Origin of the sequence: Actinokineospora diospyrosa (assembly GCF_024171925.1) — a bacterium.
GTDB lineage: Bacteria > Actinomycetota > Actinomycetes > Mycobacteriales > Pseudonocardiaceae > Actinokineospora > Actinokineospora diospyrosa.
On record NZ_JAMTCO010000013.1, the window covers coordinates 213,678 to 229,720 of the forward strand.

Annotated in this window: 18 protein-coding genes; 8 read left to right on the forward strand and 10 right to left on the reverse strand. The window is 69.2% G+C overall.

Annotation, left to right across the window (positions count from 1 at the left end):
- Positions 1-514: 514 nt before the first annotated feature.
- The 3 genes from LV75_RS25840 to LV75_RS25850 all read left to right on the forward strand — a co-directional run bounded on the left by LV75_RS25840 (position 515) and on the right by LV75_RS25850 (position 4,002).
- Positions 515-667 carry a hypothetical protein gene (locus tag LV75_RS25840; RefSeq protein ID WP_253889609.1) on the forward strand — a complete coding sequence of 51 codons (153 nt, stop codon included), beginning with the start codon at positions 515-517 and terminating at the stop codon, positions 665-667.
- A gap of 195 nt (positions 668-862) precedes the next feature.
- The gene (locus tag LV75_RS25845; protein ID WP_253889610.1) at positions 863-2,671 is read left to right on the forward strand and encodes a hypothetical protein; all 1,809 of its coding nucleotides are present in this window, start codon (positions 863-865) and stop codon (positions 2,669-2,671) included.
- Between the two features lie 1,058 nt (positions 2,672-3,729).
- A complete protein-coding gene (locus LV75_RS25850; protein ID WP_253889611.1) occupies positions 3,730-4,002 on the forward strand; it encodes a hypothetical protein in 273 nt (90 codons plus the stop codon).
- On the opposite strand, the gene LV75_RS25855 is transcribed toward LV75_RS25850, so the two are convergent.
- A complete protein-coding gene (locus LV75_RS25855) occupies positions 3,999-4,508 on the reverse strand; it encodes a hypothetical protein (RefSeq protein WP_253889612.1) in 510 nt (169 codons plus the stop codon). The two genes, LV75_RS25850 and LV75_RS25855, sit on opposite strands and share 4 nt — an antisense overlap.
- A gap of 122 nt (positions 4,509-4,630) precedes the next feature.
- Between LV75_RS25855 and LV75_RS25860 the strand changes: the two genes are divergently transcribed.
- A complete protein-coding gene (locus tag LV75_RS25860; protein WP_253889613.1) occupies positions 4,631-4,753 on the forward strand; it encodes a hypothetical protein in 123 nt (40 codons plus the stop codon).
- A 192-nt stretch (positions 4,754-4,945) separates the two neighbouring features.
- Here LV75_RS25860 and LV75_RS25865 read toward each other — a convergent pair whose 3' ends face one another.
- Entirely contained in the window at positions 4,946-5,644 is a 699-nt protein-coding gene (locus tag LV75_RS25865) for a hypothetical protein (protein ID WP_253889614.1), read from the reverse strand.
- Between the two features lie 287 nt (positions 5,645-5,931).
- On the opposite strand from LV75_RS25865, the gene LV75_RS25870 reads away from it, so the two are divergent.
- Both LV75_RS25870 and LV75_RS25875 read left to right on the forward strand, forming a co-directional pair.
- Positions 5,932-6,531 carry a SigE family RNA polymerase sigma factor gene (locus LV75_RS25870; RefSeq protein WP_253889615.1) on the forward strand — a complete coding sequence of 200 codons (600 nt, stop codon included), beginning with the start codon at positions 5,932-5,934 and terminating at the stop codon, positions 6,529-6,531.
- Positions 6,528-7,079 (forward strand): hypothetical protein, encoded by a 552-nt coding sequence (locus LV75_RS25875; protein WP_253889616.1) that lies wholly within the window; start codon positions 6,528-6,530, stop codon positions 7,077-7,079. Before LV75_RS25870 ends, LV75_RS25875 begins: the two co-directional genes overlap by 4 nt.
- A 332-nt stretch (positions 7,080-7,411) precedes the next feature.
- Here the strand turns inward: LV75_RS25875 and LV75_RS25880 are convergent, their stop codons facing one another.
- Entirely contained in the window at positions 7,412-7,966 is a 555-nt protein-coding gene (locus tag LV75_RS25880; RefSeq protein ID WP_253889617.1) for a helix-turn-helix domain-containing protein, read from the reverse strand.
- Positions 7,967-8,004: 38 nt separating this feature from the next.
- On the opposite strand from LV75_RS25880, the gene LV75_RS25885 reads away from it, so the two are divergent.
- Positions 8,005-8,934, forward strand: a complete 930-nt coding sequence (locus LV75_RS25885) for an alpha/beta hydrolase family protein (protein ID WP_253889618.1) — start codon at positions 8,005-8,007, stop codon at positions 8,932-8,934.
- A gap of 1,102 nt (positions 8,935-10,036) precedes the next feature.
- Here LV75_RS25885 and LV75_RS25890 read toward each other — a convergent pair.
- Positions 10,037-10,612: a DUF2867 domain-containing protein gene (locus tag LV75_RS25890; protein ID WP_253889619.1), complete on the reverse strand. Its 576-nt coding sequence runs from the start codon at positions 10,610-10,612 to the stop codon at positions 10,037-10,039.
- A gap of 69 nt (positions 10,613-10,681) precedes the next feature.
- Here LV75_RS25890 and LV75_RS25895 point away from each other — a divergent pair, with 69 nt between their 5' ends.
- Positions 10,682-11,272, forward strand: a complete 591-nt coding sequence (locus LV75_RS25895) for a TetR family transcriptional regulator (protein ID WP_253889620.1) — start codon at positions 10,682-10,684, stop codon at positions 11,270-11,272.
- A gap of 1 nt (position 11,273) precedes the next feature.
- On the opposite strand, the gene LV75_RS25900 is transcribed toward LV75_RS25895, so the two are convergent.
- From LV75_RS25900 to LV75_RS25925, 6 genes are all read right to left on the reverse strand, one after another.
- Entirely contained in the window at positions 11,274-12,071 is a 798-nt protein-coding gene (locus LV75_RS25900) for a TY-Chap domain-containing protein (RefSeq protein ID WP_253889621.1), read from the reverse strand.
- Between the two features lie 161 nt (positions 12,072-12,232).
- Complete coding sequence (locus LV75_RS25905) at positions 12,233-12,685, reverse strand: dCMP deaminase (RefSeq protein ID WP_253889622.1); 453 nt, start codon at positions 12,683-12,685, stop codon at positions 12,233-12,235.
- A complete protein-coding gene (locus LV75_RS25910) occupies positions 12,682-13,374 on the reverse strand; it encodes a RibD family protein (protein ID WP_253889623.1) in 693 nt (230 codons plus the stop codon). The genes LV75_RS25905 and LV75_RS25910 overlap by 4 nt, the downstream gene beginning before the upstream one ends.
- Positions 13,375-13,457: 83 nt before the next feature.
- Positions 13,458-14,390: an isopenicillin N synthase family dioxygenase gene (locus tag LV75_RS35640; RefSeq protein ID WP_253889624.1), complete on the reverse strand. Its 933-nt coding sequence runs from the start codon at positions 14,388-14,390 to the stop codon at positions 13,458-13,460.
- Positions 14,383-15,267: a carbon-nitrogen hydrolase family protein gene (locus LV75_RS25920; protein WP_253889625.1), complete on the reverse strand. Its 885-nt coding sequence runs from the start codon at positions 15,265-15,267 to the stop codon at positions 14,383-14,385. Before LV75_RS25920 ends, LV75_RS35640 begins: the two co-directional genes overlap by 8 nt.
- Positions 15,264-16,043 carry a flavin reductase family protein gene (locus LV75_RS25925; protein ID WP_253889626.1) on the reverse strand — a complete coding sequence of 260 codons (780 nt, stop codon included), beginning with the start codon at positions 16,041-16,043 and terminating at the stop codon, positions 15,264-15,266. The genes LV75_RS25920 and LV75_RS25925 overlap by 4 nt, the downstream gene beginning before the upstream one ends.

Sequence of the window (16,043 nt, forward strand, 5' to 3'; positions counted from 1 at the left end):
TCCCACTCCTCGTGAGGCTGCCGATCGATAATCCTATAGGATGTGTAGATCCAAGACGTGGGAGCTCATCGTGCGGACAGAGTTCCTGCTGTCAAGCGGCGAGCAAGAGCTGTCCCGTGGTGCTTGGCTAGCGTTCATCGCTGCTCGCCATGCGGCCCGAGCCTATCGAGGATCCTATAGGACTGAGGTGTGGACCGCTAGACCAAGTCCCCGGCACGGGCGTGCCAGGGACTTGGCGGAGCCGAGTGGATCGGTGTCCGGGGTGCACCCGGGTTCAAGTGGCTGTGGTCATGCGATGTTGACGCTGGTGGAGCGCCAGCATGCCCATTCTCGGGCGATTCGTGCTCGTGCGGGGGAGTGGTTGCCGGTGCTTGCCCAGTGGGTCCAGAGTTCGGCGATGCAGGCGGCGAAGCTGTCGAGTGTGGCGGGGCGAGCTCGGCGAACGCTGGGATCCCGTGTCCCCATGCTTCGGCGTCGGCTGGTGTGTGTCCGGCGATGAGGAGCCTGAGGACACATGGACGAACCGGTCGAGGCGATCGCACAGGGCGGCGTGGAAATGGGTGTCCAGGATCGCCAGATGCCAGGCGCGGTCGATCAGCGGACTCGGTGTCAGATGACTGGATGGTTGATCTTCGCCTACGAAACCCGCCTCATCCACCCGACGTGACGGTCAGCAAGCGCCCACGCCACACGTCAAACGGCCCCGGCCTACCCACGGCCGACATTAGTGCAGCCCACGACCCCGGCTACTCCATCAGGTCCGGACTTGGTGCCCAACGGGGCACACCCCGTTCCGGGGTGGCCCGCCGCGACTCGCGCCCTCGACAATCGAGCGGGCGTTTGGAGCGTGCCTGGAGGCCGGATGTTCGAATCACCCAAGCTCGCCAACCCGCAGGTTCCCGTTCACCGCCGCACTGCCGCCGAACGCGAGCCCGGCACACCGGTACGCGCGGTTCCCGGCGGTGCGAGCAGCCGGGCAGCGATGCTCGCACTACAACGCAGCGCGGGCAACGCCTCCGTCTCCCGACTCGTGGCGGCGAACGGCGTTGTGCAACGCACCCCGAACGAGGACACCCCTGAGTTGCCGATCACCGGCGACGCGAGGTTCATGCTGCTCGACCAGGGCCGCTACTTCCCGCTCGAGCTGCCGGACCTCGACAAGTTCGACATCGGCGCGGGTGAGCTGAGCACGGGCGACCTCCCGGTCGCGGAGGGGATCGACGTGCGCCTGGACATCGGCGCCCACAACGCGCCGCGTCTCGCCGACGCCTCGGTGCGCCTCTCACCGGTCGAGGTCGGCATCGCGGCGTCCGCCATCGCCAGCAGGCGCAAGAGCAGGGAAGGCGCGGGCAAGGCCGAGGCGGCTGTCGGCGGCGTGGTGGGCGGCCTGGTCGGTATCGCCGCGGGCCCGTTGGGCTGGATGTCCGGGTTGAACCCGATCTCCGGCGCGGAGAAGGGAGGCGTGATCGGCGGACAGCTCGGGGAATGGGCCGTCGACCAGTTCTCCCTGGAGGCCAGGCTGCTCAGCGGCGCGTTGTCCGGCAGCCTCCGCCTGCTGTACAGCCCCTACATCCGACTGCGCGTCGGCGGCTTCATCGCCTCGAAGTTCCTCGATGTCAACGCGACCCTGCAGACGCAGATGGAACTCTCGGTCACGCCGTCGGTCTCGTTGGAGAACAGTCTCGTCGGGCTGCACTTCGAGAAGGGGAAGCTGGTGCGCAGCGAGTTCTCGCTCGCACTCGAGGCGAGCGTCAACGCCGCTCTGAAGATGGCAGGCATCCTGCAGTTGGGTGCCACCCTGCTGCACTTCATCGACAACGAGACCAAGCTGGGGGACCGGAAGAAGATCCATGACGACCCCGGCCTGCTCACCCTCAACATCCTCAGCACGGACGTGTTCCCGATCGTCGACGACCTTGAGGGCACCTTCACCGCGAAGACCAAGCTCGACCTGCTGAAAGCCTCGCCGCTGGCCCTGACGGGCAAGCACTTCACCGCGCAGGACGACGCGGTCAGGAACATGGTGGTCAGGGGGTTCAAAGACAACCTCAGCCCGGCGATCGCGAAGTCGCGGTCCAGCAGGAAGGGGAAGGGCACCAAACCCCGCGACGACGGTCCGAGGTACCACACGGGAACATACCGGGATCCCGTGCCGATCATCTGGTTCAAGCCCTTCGACGTCTACCCGGACGAACTGCCCCACCACGGCGGCCCCAACGTCCGGAAGTTCCCGCACCAGGAGTACGCCGACGGCCTCGAAGCAGGCGTCGACGCCCTGTACTGGCCGTGGACCGGCAAGAAGTTCAAGAAGGAGCACGGGACGCGCGCGGGCGGCGGGACAACGGTGGGCCAGGCCAAACTCGCGGACGCCTTCGAGCAGCACGGCGTGGACATCCCCGAGGGCGCGGCCCAGATCGACCACGTCCTCGACGACTTCCTCGGCGGCCCCGACGAGGCGGACAACCTGTGGCCCCTGGCAACCAGGCACAACCAGGCAGCGGGCCTCAAGCACGGCCACCAGGGCGTCCGCTACCAACCCAGCAACGGCCCCGAGATGACCGCCCCCACCGCCGTGCACAACGTCCCCGCGGGGGTGTGGTTCATCATCAGCCAACAACTACAACCAGCCGACCCCATCCCAGACGGCGGCGCGCCCGAACACCTCGGCTGACCACGCCTGCCCTCCCGTGACCGGTGTCCCGTCATCGCGTGGAGCGACTCACAGCACTGCCCGTCCCCCTGCTGTCGAGGCAGGTCCGGGCCCGCGGACGCGGGTTGTCGGGTGAACAGCCAGGCAGTCGTGTCGACCTCCTTGGCCCTCACCCCGGTCGGCTGGAACGAGCCGGTCGGCGGGCGGCCGTAGCCGCGGCGCACAACCACGCGGTGGACGTCGTCGGAGACCAACCAGACCAGGTCGGCGGCGGGTCGTCGTCGAGTTGCCGGTAGAGCGCGCCGTCGTCGACCAGCGGCGCGGAACGCCTGCCGGACGGAGTCGGCGAGCACGGCGCGGGCTGTGATCTGGGCCGGGTCGGTGCGCCTGCCGAACCCGACGATGACCCGGTGCTCGGGTCGGAACCCTTGTGCCGCCGCCTGTCCCGCCAGCACTCGTTTCGTCCGCTCCACCAACACCGCGATCCACCTCCGCGTCGTCCGGGTTGCCTCAACGCCTCGAACCATCGCGTACCGGGGGGGCCGCCGAACGGTCCTGTGAACGCGACCCCCGCGCTGGTAACAGGTGCTACCGATGCCCGACCTGCCTGGGAGACCAGGCAAGCACCCGGGGGCCGCTGCTCCTGGCGCCGACGCCTACCTCGGGTGGCTGGCCCGGACCCATCGCTACGACACCACCTCATCCATCTCGCCAAGCCGTACGGCACCGATCGTCAGGCAAGTCGGTACCGGACGCTCGCCGGGGCGGTGGCAGCGGAGGTCCAGGAGCGGGGCCTGCGCAAACCAGCACAAGTGGGCGGCAGGGGAGGACCACGTGCTGACCCGCCTGGTCGAGCAGTCCCTGTTCGGCCGCCAGGACGCGACGCGCAGCGCGTTGACCGCCGTACTGGTCAACTCCGGCTACCGTCGCGCCCTGCGGACCGTTCTGGTCACCAGGCTGCGTGGCACCGACACGTACGGAGATGCCGCGGTCACCCGGGCGTTCATCCGGCTGCTGGGCAAGGTGGCGACAGGAGGCCGCGACGGTCGCCTGTCCTGGATATCCTGTCGAGCGCCGATGTGGACCGCGATACCCGGATCCAGGCCTGCTGGGCGTTGTCCAACGCCGCCCCGAGGCTGCCACGCCCACTTGTGCTCCTCGGGCTGGAATCGTGTTCGCGGGAGCGGTTCGGCGACCAGGCCGTGACCGCGCTCCGTGCGGGGATCTCGGCTTGTGGGCGCACCGAGCCGTTGCGGGATCTGCTGGCAGATCCGGACACCGCGTGGGAAGCGCGGCGAGAGTGCCAGCGGTGGTTGTTGCTGCCTGCCGGTGTCCGCGCCGCGATCGGCTAGGAGCAGGGTTGGTTGCGGTCGCCGAAGCGGAAGCGGACCGAGTAGTCCAGGGGGGTCAACGGGTAGAAGTACACGCCGAGGGTGATCCCGGGCATGTCCGGTCGCTCGAAGCACAGGTGGATGTCGCTGATGTCCGGGCCGTTGACCGGTTCCAGCGGGACCTCCGAGCGCAGTTCCCAGCCGCGGTCGGCGAACGCCTTCTTGTGGAAGGCCCGGATCTCGTCGTACTGCCCCTTCGAGATGAACGAGCGGCCCGCGTACCCGAGCCAGTCGTCGTCCTGGCAGGGGAGGCGGGTGAACTTCTCCAGTGCCTGGACCCCGTCCGGGACCCGGTCGAGGACGGGGTCGGCGACCAGGCGGTCGGCCGTCGCCCGGTCGGCCGGGTCGCACCCGTCCTCGGGGCTGGTTGGTGGCCAGGTGCCGCACGTGACCGCGTGCGGCACCAGCACCAACGTGACCAGCGAGACGGCGACCAGGTGACGCCTGTGGCGCCGTCTCGGCCTCATGGTTTCAGTACCCCCAAGGACATGTAGTGCTTCGCGCTGTTGATCACTCGGGATCGAGCAGAATGTACATTCCACACGTACCAGGGGATGTCCATGCCTGCGCACCCGCCACCGGGACCACGGTGACCTGGAGCGGCCCCAAGGGCAACGCGACCGTCACCTTCTTCGACAACGGCGCCACCTTCCAGGGCACGGCCCAGTTCCCCAACGAGGGACCGATCGGCTACCGGGGAGAGCGCATCTGACCGTTGGCTCCATAGTGGACGTTAGTGTCCAGCTGGGACCGGACTCCTCGCCAACCGAGTGGACACCAGGAGTCCGGCCCCAGCCCCACCCCACCCGGCGATGAGAAGTCCAAGACCGCGTAGGCTCCGATGACCAGAAGGAGCCAGCGGTCGAGCGTCCGGCGCGCGGGTGACCTGCCCTGTACCGGCAGGTCACCGCCCCACCTCGCGCCCGTCGTACTCGGTCACGACGGGCCTGGGTTTGTTCAGCTCGTGAATGGACTCGCCTGCCGACAGCAGCGGACCGTCCCGATACACGGCCACAGCCAGGTAGTGCATGCGTAGCTGGCAGTGTGTGCGCCAGTCACCCATCCGGCGGCTCTCGAAGATTGGGGTCGCCAAGATCTCGCCCGGCCACCGCAGGACGAGCTCGACTCGGTCTGCGGAATCGACCGGCACGCGGACGGGGTCGCAGCAGAAGCGCGGCTTCTTCGGCAGGCCCATCTCGACCCGGCGGTAGAAGAGATCGATCGCGGCGCCGTCGACGAGCAGTTGGGGCCGGTGCATGCCGATGCCCGCGTCGCTCCACCGCCGGACGGTCCTGGCGTCCACGTCGTGCCGGGTTTCGAACTCGGTGAGCCGGTCCAGCACGTTCCCCCTGTCGACGCCCATGCCCAGCGAGGTGAACGCGACGACGATCTCCAGGTCGTCCTTGTGCCGTTCCTGCAGGAGCGTCAGACGGTCCACCGCGTCGCCAGCGACATCGCCTCCCAGGCCCTTGAGGAGGTACTGGGTCTGGTGGACGACCTTGGTCTCGTCGAGCGGACCCGGCAGGCGCCGAAGCTGCTTCGGCTCGGCGATGATCTTCGGGATCAGCCCCCGCCGCCAGTCGGGCCTCGCCTCGTCGCTCACGAAGCCGCCCGGTCGTGCAGGCGGTCGGGGTGCTCGAGGTGGTCGACCGTTTCTACGTCCTGCCCGGGGGACCGGCCCACACCGTTCCCGACGCCGACGGGCTCGGCCTGAACCCTGCCCTGGACTGAACCTACGCGACACCGCTGGGCCGTGTCGGCGGGGTGATGGATTGGCGGCGACGTCGGGGTCGGGGTCGAAGGGGAAACCTGTGTGGTATGTGGCGTTGTTACCCCTGGCCGGAGGCGGACACCTCTAGCCAACGCGTTGGCGGCCGGGGGTGGGAGGTCGTGGGACTGGTGGCGGGAGACGACAAGGAGATGACCTACGAGGTCGTGCCTCGGGACTGGGATGTGGGACAGGGAAGGGCGGGGGCGTTGAGGACGGAACTCAGCTTCAGTCGGATGGCCGCGGAACGGGCACCGCTGTGGTGTCGGATCGCGTTCCTGGTGTGCGGTGACTGGGCATTGGCCGAGGACATCGTCCAAGTGACGTTGGTACGGCTCTATCAGCGGTGGGAGCGACTGGACCCGACTCGTGTCGACGGGTACGCCCGTAGAGTGATCGCGCGGCTGGCGATCGATGAGTCACGGCGACCTCATCGCCGTGCCGAAGTGCTGGTGACGCCCCCGGATCGCCCCGCGTCCGAATCGATGTCGACCGACGGGCTCGAGGTCCGTGCCGCACTGGATCGACTCGCCCCGCGCCAACGGGCCGTGCTGGTCCTGCGCTTCTACTGCGACCTGTCGGTCGCGGAGACGGCGTCGGCTCTTCGCATCAGCCAAGGAACCGTGAAATCCCAATCGGCGCGGGCACTGGACACGCTCAGGACGCTGCTGACCGACCGTTCCGACTTCGACTGTGATCTCCTGGGAGAGGGAGCCCAATGACCCGAGAACGTGAACTCCTCGACCGCGCGGTCGGCGTGCAACCGCCGCTGACGTTGGACTTCGACGCCATCGAAGCCATCGGGAAACGGGCGGTGCAGCGCCGCTCGCGGTTGATGGCCACCGGTGCCGTGGTCGCGATCAGCGCGATCGCCCTGGGCGGCGCGGTCTTGATGACCCGGCCGTCGGTGCCCGAGGTGACACCGGGCAGCGCCCCCGTCACAGTCGAGCCGACCACGCGGGAGATCGCGTACTGCTACCGCACCGCCGACCTCACAAGCACCGCGCCCTACCATCACATCCCAGTGGGCGTCAGCAACGGCGACGCCGCTGGCGCCATCAACGAGATCTGCGCCGCCATCTGGACCGAGGACCAGTACCAATGGTCCTCGAGAGGCCCAGGTGCGAGCCCGCCGCCGCTGGTGTCCTGCGTCCTCACCACCACAGCTGTCGAGCCGCAGGCGGGCGCGGTCGAATCGGGCGCCGTCGCCGTCTTTCCAGGCGATATCCACACCTGTTCCTCGTTGGGTCTGCCGGTAGCGAAGTTGTGACCTCCTAGCGTTGAATCAAGCCATAGCGGGGCCATGGTGGGCTTGCCGATGTTGCCGCGCTGGTACTCGGCGTCCTCGGTATAGCGGGACCGCATCAATGCGGTGGTCTCCGGGATCGCTTTCGCCCATTCGTCCGGGTCGCAACTAGATCGAGGTCCTCGCTCTGCGGACTTTGGAGCTGAAGGATCAGGCCCGGCAACTCCATCGCTCGCTGGTCGACGCCGATCCCGAGGTGGTCCCACTGCCTGGCCGTTCATGACCAGGTCGACCCGGACGATCGTTTACCCGGTGTGCGGACTGCTGCCGACGTACGCGCGTTGAGCGGATGCCTGCTATGTGGCTGGGTCGGGGTGTAGGACCATCGCGAAGGTTGTGCGTCGTTTGCCGCCGGTGCGGGCTCTTAGTGGGGTTAGCAGGTCGGTGATGGTGGCGGCGAGTTTGCGGGACTCGGCGGGGGTGAGCCAGACCGGGATCTGTTGGTATACGAGGCCGTCGCGGGTGGGGGTGGCGGTGGTGCTGTGCAGGTACTGCTCGAACCCGGCGACCAGGGCGCCGACGAATGCGGCGAAGTAGCGCTGGTGGTCGTCGGTGGAGGCGGTGGTGAAGTCGCGGGGGCTGAGGGTGACTGCGGACTCCACCACCGTGTATGTGCGCTGGGTACCGCCTCGGACCCGCTCCTCGCGTGTCACCCGCAGCACCCCCGCGTCCACCAGGCGCCCGACGTGGCGGTAGAGCGAGGCTTGCGGGATGTCTTCGAGTTCGGCGCTGAGTTGTCGGGCGGTCAGCTCACGGTCCACGAGCGCGTGCACGATGCGCAGCCGGACGGGGTGCAGCACGGTCTCCACGATGCCAGCGCCGGGTCGCGCTGGGTCGGCGTTGGTTTTCACGATCGAGAATGTTAGCTTGAGGCTGATGATTCTCAGACATGAGAACGAAGGGCGGGCCGTTGCGGGAGCAGAGTGTTGAGATCCCGGCTCCGGGAGCGCTGTTGGCAGGCACGCTCACCCGACCCGGCGGGGATGGCCGCCATCCGGCTGCGTTGCTCATCAACGGTTCCGGGCCGATCGACCGGGACTCCGCAATGCGCGGGATGGCGCTAGGACTGGGCCGAGCGCTCGCGGTGGTGCTGGCAAATCACGGTTTCGCCCTGTTGCGGTACGACAAGCGGGGTGTGGGCGCCTCGGGCGGTGACTACCTGAATACCGGCTTCCACGACGAGTGCGGCGACGCTGCAGCCGCCCTCGCTGCGCTGCGTGCTCACCCCGCGGTGGACCCGGAGCGGGTGTTCGTCATCGGGCACTCGACCGGAGCGGTGCTGGCGGCCAACCTTGTTCGGGCTGCTCCACCGCCCGCCGGGTACGTGCTGCTCGCGGGTGCCGCACAGCCCGGCGAACGAGTGATGGCCTGGCAGAGCGACCGTATCGCGACCACGCTGCCACCGCTGCTGCGGCCGTTCGGCTCGGTACTGGCACGCCGTCAGGCCCGCGAGCGCGACCGGCTCCGCGCGTCCACCGCCGACGGGCACGACCGGATGCCGCGCTCGCGCCTCACCGACCGGTGGCTGCGCGAATACATGGCTCACGACCCGGGCCCGGACCTGGCCACCATCGACCAGCCGGTGCTGGCGATCACCGGCAGCAAGGACATCCAGGTCGACCCAGCCGACGTGGCGCGCATCGGCAGCCTCGTAACCGGCCCGTTCGACGGCGAGGTGCCGACCGACCTCACCCACTTGCTCCGCCGCGACCCCGGACCGCCGGGACTGTGGCGGTACCGAGGTCAGCTCACCAGGCCGGTGCACGCCTGGGTCCCCGAGCGCATCGCGGCGTGGGCACGGGCCCGCATCGCGCCCTGAACGCCCACGAGCCCGCACTGCTGGCACGCGTATCGCGGCACTTGTCGCAACGCGACCACTGGCCAAGTCCGCTAAGCGCGCCCCGACGTGGCCGGAACATCCCCTCTCGCGCGGGGACCACGCCGCCGGTTGGACCGGCCGTCGCGGCTGGCTCAGAATGGCCCCGCTCGCGCGGGGACCGCCGCACCAGCATGCCGACAACGCCGTGCAGGCCGGAACAGCCCCGCTCGCGCGGAGACCACCAGGCACGGGGCAGGACCACCGTCACGCCCTGGAAAACAGCTCCGCTCGCGCGGGGACGACGGCTCAAGAACTGGCCCAGTCGGCACCGACCACGAAACAGCCCCGCCTGCGCGGGGACGACGCTGACGGGCGCCTCGCTCGGCGGCGGGAACAACGGAACAGCCTCGCTTGCGCGGGGACGTTGGCTCGGCGTGCTGGGTGCATTCCCGGCCGGACGGAACAGCCCCGCTCGTGCGGGGACGACTTCCGGGACCTGCGGTGGCACCCGGAGCGGCGGGGGAACAGCCCCGCTCGCGCGGGGACGACCTCCGATGCGGCGAGGTGGTGGGTGCGGACGTGGGAACAGCCCCGCTTGCGCGGGGACCACGCGTTGAACTCGGTGACCAAGGTCTTGCTGATGGGAACAGCCCCGCTTATGCGGGGACGACGCGGCCAGGGCCCGGGTGACGGATTCCTCGTACGGAACAGCCCCGCTTGCGCGGGGACGACACTTGCTGGCCAGGGATGTTGTCAGCCGAGGCGCTGGTTCTTGTTCACTTCTGGTCACGCTCCATCGGGGTCTGAGGGCCGCTAGTGCAGGCTGCGGTCGACCTTAGTGGCGGTGTGGTGGGAGCCGGTATGCGTGTCTTGATGTGATGGCGGACCGTCGGCTGTGAGAACGATCGGTAGGCATTCGTTGCTGTGGGAGCAGCTCCGCTCGCGCAGGGAGCACTCCCAGGCACCTGAAGTCGGCGCACCCCTCGCGCGAGCGGAGCTCTAAAGCAGCGTCTCGACTCGGCGCGAGCGGGACCTTCCCCGGTGACGCCACGATCGGGACCAGTGCCGAGAGTCACGCTCGCGACCGCGGTTCGGTTGATTACTACCGGCTCAGCCAGGCGCGTTCCCACTGGCGGGTCATCGCTGGGTAGACGACCAGGTGGCGGAATGGGGCGATGGCGGCCATGTAGGCGCGGCCCCACCAGCCGTTGGGCTTCACCAGTACTGCCATCCGCAGCTCGTACTCGCCGTCTGGGCGTTGTGCCCAGCTCAGGTGCATCACCGCGTGCACGGTGTTGTTCGCCAGTTCGCGCGCGCATTCGTTGTCGAGTTCGTAGACCGCTTTGAGCGGCATCGACGGGTTGTCCAGCCCGCGCGGGGCCTTCCGCAGGTCGTCGGGCAGCCGGTCTCGCAGGGAGGTGACCCGGGAGCCGAGGCCGTGGGATTCCCGGTCCCAGCCGAACAGTTCACCGAGCTTCCAGCGCGCCTTGAACAGCGACCGCGCCAACAGCGGCTGGTCCTCACCCGGTGCGCGCAACTTCGCCAGCATCGTCGGGAAGTCGTCGGGGCCTGCTCCCGGCGTGCGGAACGCCCAGACGTCTTCGAGTCGGAAGTCGGCGGTGATCTCGTGGATCCGCCACGGCAGTGTCGCGTGGTCGGCTGTGTCGAGTCGTGTCATCGCCCCCACTTTCTATGTTGACCAACATAGAAGATGCTAGCCAGCAGTCGACCGGTAGGCTGTCCACTTGTGACCCGAGCCACGCGCCGCGCCGAGATGACCCAGGAGAGCCGCAGGCTGCTGGTCGAGGCCGCCACCGCCCTGTTCGCCGAGCGCGGCTACCGGCGGACCACCTTCGAGGACATCGCCGCTCGCTCCGGGGTCAGCCGGGGCTCCATCCCGTGGCACTTCGGCGGCAAGGAAGGACTGCTGGCGGCGGTGGTGGACGACCTCGTCGTCCGGCTCGCCGCCGCGGCGGGCACCCTCGACCCCGGCACGGTCGACCAGGTGCTCGGCACGCTCACGGCTTTCACCCGAGCCCCGTCGACCGGTCTGTTCGCCAAGCTCATGGTCGAGGCGGACGACCCGGGATCACCGCTGCGCCAGGTGTACGTCGGCCTGCACGACGCGCTCCGCGGCCAGGTCCGCGCGTGGGTCACCCGCCTCCCGCTGCCCGACGGTGTCGGTGGCGAGGAGTTGAGCACGGTGCTGCTGGGTGCTGTGATCGGCATCCACCAGCAGTGGCGCGTCGCGCCCGAGGCCGTGGACCTCGACCGCACCTACTCGACCTTGGCGGCTTTGCTGCGGTCCGCGGGCATCACAGCTCCCACGGACCGATAGATCAGCCGAGCCCGAGTGCGGGAAACTCTACGGGGGTAGCCCTTGCGCCTGCCGGTTCGCGCCACGCGCGGTAGCGGAGTTCATCCGGGCTCGTGATCCCGTACGCCTCATGCAGTGTCGCGGCGCAACACCTCGCCAGCAGTACCAGTTCCTTCGTGAGCGCGGGGCGTCGGAGCGAGGACGTCCAGTTGGGTTGCGCGACATCGGGTGCGGCCCAGTCGAACCTGCGGAGCTGGAACTCGTCGGCGTCCGCCACGACGTCTGTTCCCGGGGCTTCCGCGTCGAGCTGGTCGGGTCCGCCTGCGAACTGCACGTATCGCTTGGGGTCCGCCGTCGCGTGGACGATGAGGAAGACGCGATCGGTCACCTCGCGGAGCGTGTCCGCGAGACGTTCGCTGAACTGCTCCCAGTCGTAGGCGATCTTCCACGGCATTGGAACCGGTGTGAGCGTCGTGGTGAACCGCAGCTCGGCGTCGTCGAACGCGATCAGCTTTTCCAACGGGCTACGGTGATCGGCCCGCTCGAAACCCTCCACAGTGGCCCTCGGATCACGCGTGGTCACCGAGTACCCACCTGGCCGGTCGGTGACGACCTCGACGGGCATGCCGTGGTAGGTCCCGGGGCGGGAAAGGTCGTAGCACTCCAGAACATCGTCGTGCGCGAGGTGCTTCACGAAGGAGCGCCGCCCCGCCTGCGCGAACGACTCGTCGACCGCGTGGTTCGACGTGATCCACCACTTGCCGGGCGAGTGCTGCAGCCGGTAGTCGACGTCGCGGTAGCGGACGTATCGTCCGGACACCGGAAGGCGGTCGTTGTTCGTGTTCATCGGCGTCCGGTCTTCCGGTCGAGCTCGACTCCCTGGCACCGCTCCATCGTCTCATGAGGCGGTGCGGAGACGACGGAGCATGCTCCAAACGCGACAGAGCCGGAGTAGGAGCGGGATTGCTTGACGTTGGGCCGTCAGGGTTTGAAGAGGTGACGATTGGGTACGCGCGCCTCGTCGGCGAGGTCGGGGAGTTCGACGACGGTGATTCCCGCTTGGGTGAGCAGTTCGTGGCCGTGGCAGTCGGCTAGGAGTGGGGGTTCTCGCCAGGCGTAGACGACGCGGGTGATGGGGGTGTTGAGGATGAGTTGGGTGCAGGTGAGGGGGCGGGATCGGCGCTGGGAGCAGGGTTCTAGGGTGCTGTAGAGGGTGGCGCCGGTGAGGTCGGGGCGTGGGGTGGGGAGTTTGGCGAGGGCGGATTCCTCGGCGTGGACGCTGGGGTCGGTTTCGCGGGAGTAGCCGCGGCTGAGTTCAGCCCCGTTGGAGCCGACGAGGATGGCGCCGACGGCGTAGGCGCTGTCGGTGGGTAGGCACTGGTGGGCCAAGGCGATCGCTTCGCGCATCCATCGGAGGTCGTCGTCGTGGCTCATGCGGTGCTCTCTTGTTTGGGCAGGTAACGGAGAAGGACGACGTCGCCGATGGTTTCGGTTCCGGCTAAGCGCATCCTGCCGGTCGGGCCTGTGGGGTAGTCGGCTGGGCCGAGGAAGCGGGGTGCGTCGGCGTGGCCGACGAGCAGGGGAGCGATGGCGAGGTGGATCTCGTCGACCAGTCCGGCCGCGAGGAGGCCGGTGTGCACCTGTTGGCCCCCTTCCACCATGAGGCGCCGGATTCCGCGGGCGCCGAGGTCGTCGAGCAGAGCGGCGAAGTCGATGGTCGGACCCAGGGACACCACGTCGACCGTGGTCAGCGCGCGCAGTCGTTCGCGCAGCAGCGCGGCGCCGGTGTCGGTGGTGTAAGCGAGCTTGCGGTCGCCGTGGTGCCAGAACTGCAGCGCGGGATCGAGGTCCCCGCTCGCGGTGATCGTGACCTTGAGCGGGTAGTCGGGTTCGCCGCGGTCACGGCGTTGTCGGCGGCGCAGTGCGCTGTTGACGAGCAGGCGCGGGTTGTCGCGGCGGATGGTCTCGGCACCGATGAGGATGGCGTCGACCCCGGCGCGGACCTCGTCGACGCGGTCGAGGTCGGCCGGGTTCGACAGCAGTAACCGCTCGGGGGCGGCGTCGTCGATGTGCCCGTCGATGCTCGTGGCCACGCTGAGCAGCACGTGCGGTCGATGTGTCATGTCGCCCTCTCGGTGGTCGTCAGGATCCGATGACCGCCGCTCTGTCGGCGCACCCACCGGCAGAACCTGCTGCCGCCAAACGACTAAACCGCGGGTTCGGGAACTCGGCGCGCCGATTCGAGGCGGTTGATCCGGTACATGGTGAGGTCGAACAGGTCGGCCGCGGTGACCGTGCTGTACCGGGGGTGGCCGCCGTCGACGGTCAGCGGCGTGAGCACGGTGGACGGGACCGGGTGGCAGAACTGGACGATGGACAGCCTGCCCTCCCGTTGGTCCGCGGTGGCCACCACGCGGTGGGTCGCGGCCGGGACGGCGCCGTTGGTGAGCCGGTCGAGGACCATGCCCGCGTTGATCACCGCGTACCCGGGTGGGGCCTGCACCCGCACCCACTCGCCGTCGAGCTGGACCTCCAGGCCGGCCGTGGTGGCCCGCGGCAGCATGGTCACCAGGTCGAAGTCCTGGTGCGCCACCGCCCACACGTGCTCGTCGCCGGGTGCCTGCGACATCGGCGGGTACCAGCTAGCGCGGTTGGCGACCGGGCCGTCGAGCAGCATGTCGCGGAAGAACCCGCGCGGTACGCCGAGGTTGTCGGAGATGGTGTCCACGACCGACAGTTGGAAGTCGAACATCGCGGTGTGCAGCGCGGAAAGCACCCGGCCCAGCCCGGGTACGAGGTCATCCGGCCAGTGCGGCCGGGGGTAGCGGGCGGGGTACCTGGTCGCCAGCGGGTGGGTGTCGGGAAGGGTGCGCCCCCAGTGGAACAACTCCTTCCAGTCGGCCGTCGTGGTGTTGGCGGCCGTTTCCACGAGCGCCGGGGTGTACCCGGACTGGCCGTTCGTCCCCGGCACGACGCAGGTCGCCTTCACTGCCGCGGGGAGCGCGAAAAACTCGGCGAGGCCGCCGTAGGCGTCGTCGAGCAGGGTCTCGGAGATGGGGTGGCGCACTAAGAAGAACCCCTGGCCGAGCGCTTGTCGCTGCCGCGGGCCGGTGGTGTTGATCTCGATCTCGTCAAGCACGGTCTGACTCCCGTCCGGTCAGGGTGGCGGCCTCGGTCCGCACGACTGGGCGGGCCTGGTCCGCGGGCAGGTCGTCGAGCATCCAGAGCAGGTCCCTGGCGCGCCGCACCGCGTCCGGGTCCAGATCGGTCACCAGGGTCGCGGCGGCGGAGTCGGCCCGCGACAGGACTGCCCCTTGTGGACCGAAGACGGCGCTGCGGCCACCGGTTAGGCGGTCGGGCGGGCCGTCCACCGAGTTCGCGAACACCGTGAAGATCGTGTTCTCCAGCGCCCGCGCGGCCAGGTACGTCGCGGCTCGGGTGTCCGCGCCGACGACGAACGCGCTGGGGCACAGGTACGCCTGCGCCCCAGCCACCGCACTCGCCCTCGCGTGCTCCGGGAACGACACGTCGTAGCAGATGCCCAAACCGAGTCGCCAGTCCCCGATGTCGAGGCACACCACGTCGCTGCCCGGGACGAACACCTCGCGCTCGTCGCGCCACAGGAAGCGTTTGTCGTAGACCACTCTCGGCGCCTGCCCCGGAACCAGCAGCAGCAGGGAATTGCGCACACCGCCGTCCGGTCGCCGCGTCGCCGCTCCACACAGGACGGTCACCGGCGCCGCGGTCAGCGGGTCCAGTCGGTGGTCGGCGACCACGCCGTCGAGCCCGGCGTCGAGCACATCGCCCGGCTGGGCGAGCAGCGTTGGCAGGTGGTAGCCCTGGATGTGCAGCTCGGGCAGTACGACGAGGGACGCGCCCGCGTCGGCGGCGGCCCGGGCGGCCGACAACGCCGTGTCGACGTTGTGCTCGACCGCGCCCGGAACGGCCGCGACCTGGGCGACGCCCACCCGCAGGACCGAATCCGGTAACGGACCGCGCCGCGCGGGCGTGGTCACCGAGCCTGCCGTTCGCCCAGCCGCGCGTGCCCGGGCTCGGCCCCGGACCGCTCGACCCGCACGGCCGCCTCGGCCAGTCGCGCGCCGGGCGGCACGGGAACCGTCACGGCGAAGTCGCCGTACTCCGCCGACGGGTGCGCGCCCAGGTCGTGCTCCACACCGTCGCCGTCCACCAGGTGGACGTGCCACAGGTCGATGTCGTCGGCCGCGTCGGGCCCGGTGGCGAAGACCTCCAGCTGGCCGTCCCGGTGGTGCGCGGCGGCCACGACCGCGGTGCGCCGCACGCGTTCCCCGATCGTGTGCATGGCACCGTGCTTGACCAGGGGTTTGAGATCGGCGGCGCCCTCGTGCAGGGCCACCACCTCACCGATGAACATGCGGTGCACCGGCAGTTCCACGACCGACCGCAGCTCACATTCCAGGGCCACCAGCCCGCCGCGCACCCACGGGGTCCCGGTCGCCACGGGGTCGCCGAGCTCGAGCAGTTCGCTGCTGGTCTTGTCCACCTCTTCCAGCGAGAAGCTGCCCGCGAAGTCCGCCAGCGCCGCCTGCTCCTGGGCGCATAGCGTCACGCTGAACTCCGTGGCGCCTGCCAGCAACTCCCTGGTCCGCGCCCGCGGGCTCAGCACGACGCCCACGTAGAGCGGCTGCTTGTTCAGGAAGTAAGTCCACTCGGCGGCCATGACGTTGACCCCGTCGTCGTGGCGGACCGCGATGAGCCCCACGGTGCTGGTGAGCTTCTTCCACGCGTCCGCCGGAATGGTGTGTACCGTCAT

Bases quoted from the DNA above. Each gene is read 5' to 3' on its own strand.
- LV75_RS25885 (WP_253889618.1), top strand. From the start codon at position 8,005: ATGAGAACGAAGGGCGGGCCGTTGCGGGAGCAGAGTGTTGAGATCCCG.
- LV75_RS25910 (WP_253889623.1), bottom strand. From the start codon at position 13,374: ATGACACATCGACCGCACGTGCTGCTCAGCGTGGCCACGAGCATCGAC.
- LV75_RS25905 (WP_253889622.1), bottom strand. From the start codon at position 12,685: ATGAGCCACGACGACGACCTCCGATGGATGCGCGAAGCGATCGCCTTG.
- LV75_RS25875 (WP_253889616.1), top strand. From the start codon at position 6,528: ATGACCCGAGAACGTGAACTCCTCGACCGCGCGGTCGGCGTGCAACCG.
- LV75_RS25845 (WP_253889610.1), top strand. From the start codon at position 863: ATGTTCGAATCACCCAAGCTCGCCAACCCGCAGGTTCCCGTTCACCGC.
- LV75_RS25840 (WP_253889609.1), top strand. From the start codon at position 515: ATGGACGAACCGGTCGAGGCGATCGCACAGGGCGGCGTGGAAATGGGT.
- LV75_RS25925 (WP_253889626.1), bottom strand. From the start codon at position 16,043: ATGACGGTACACACCATTCCGGCGGACGCGTGGAAGAAGCTCACCAGC.
- LV75_RS25855 (WP_253889612.1), bottom strand. From the start codon at position 4,508: ATGAGGCCGAGACGGCGCCACAGGCGTCACCTGGTCGCCGTCTCGCTG.
- LV75_RS25890 (WP_253889619.1), bottom strand. From the start codon at position 10,612: ATGACACGACTCGACACAGCCGACCACGCGACACTGCCGTGGCGGATC.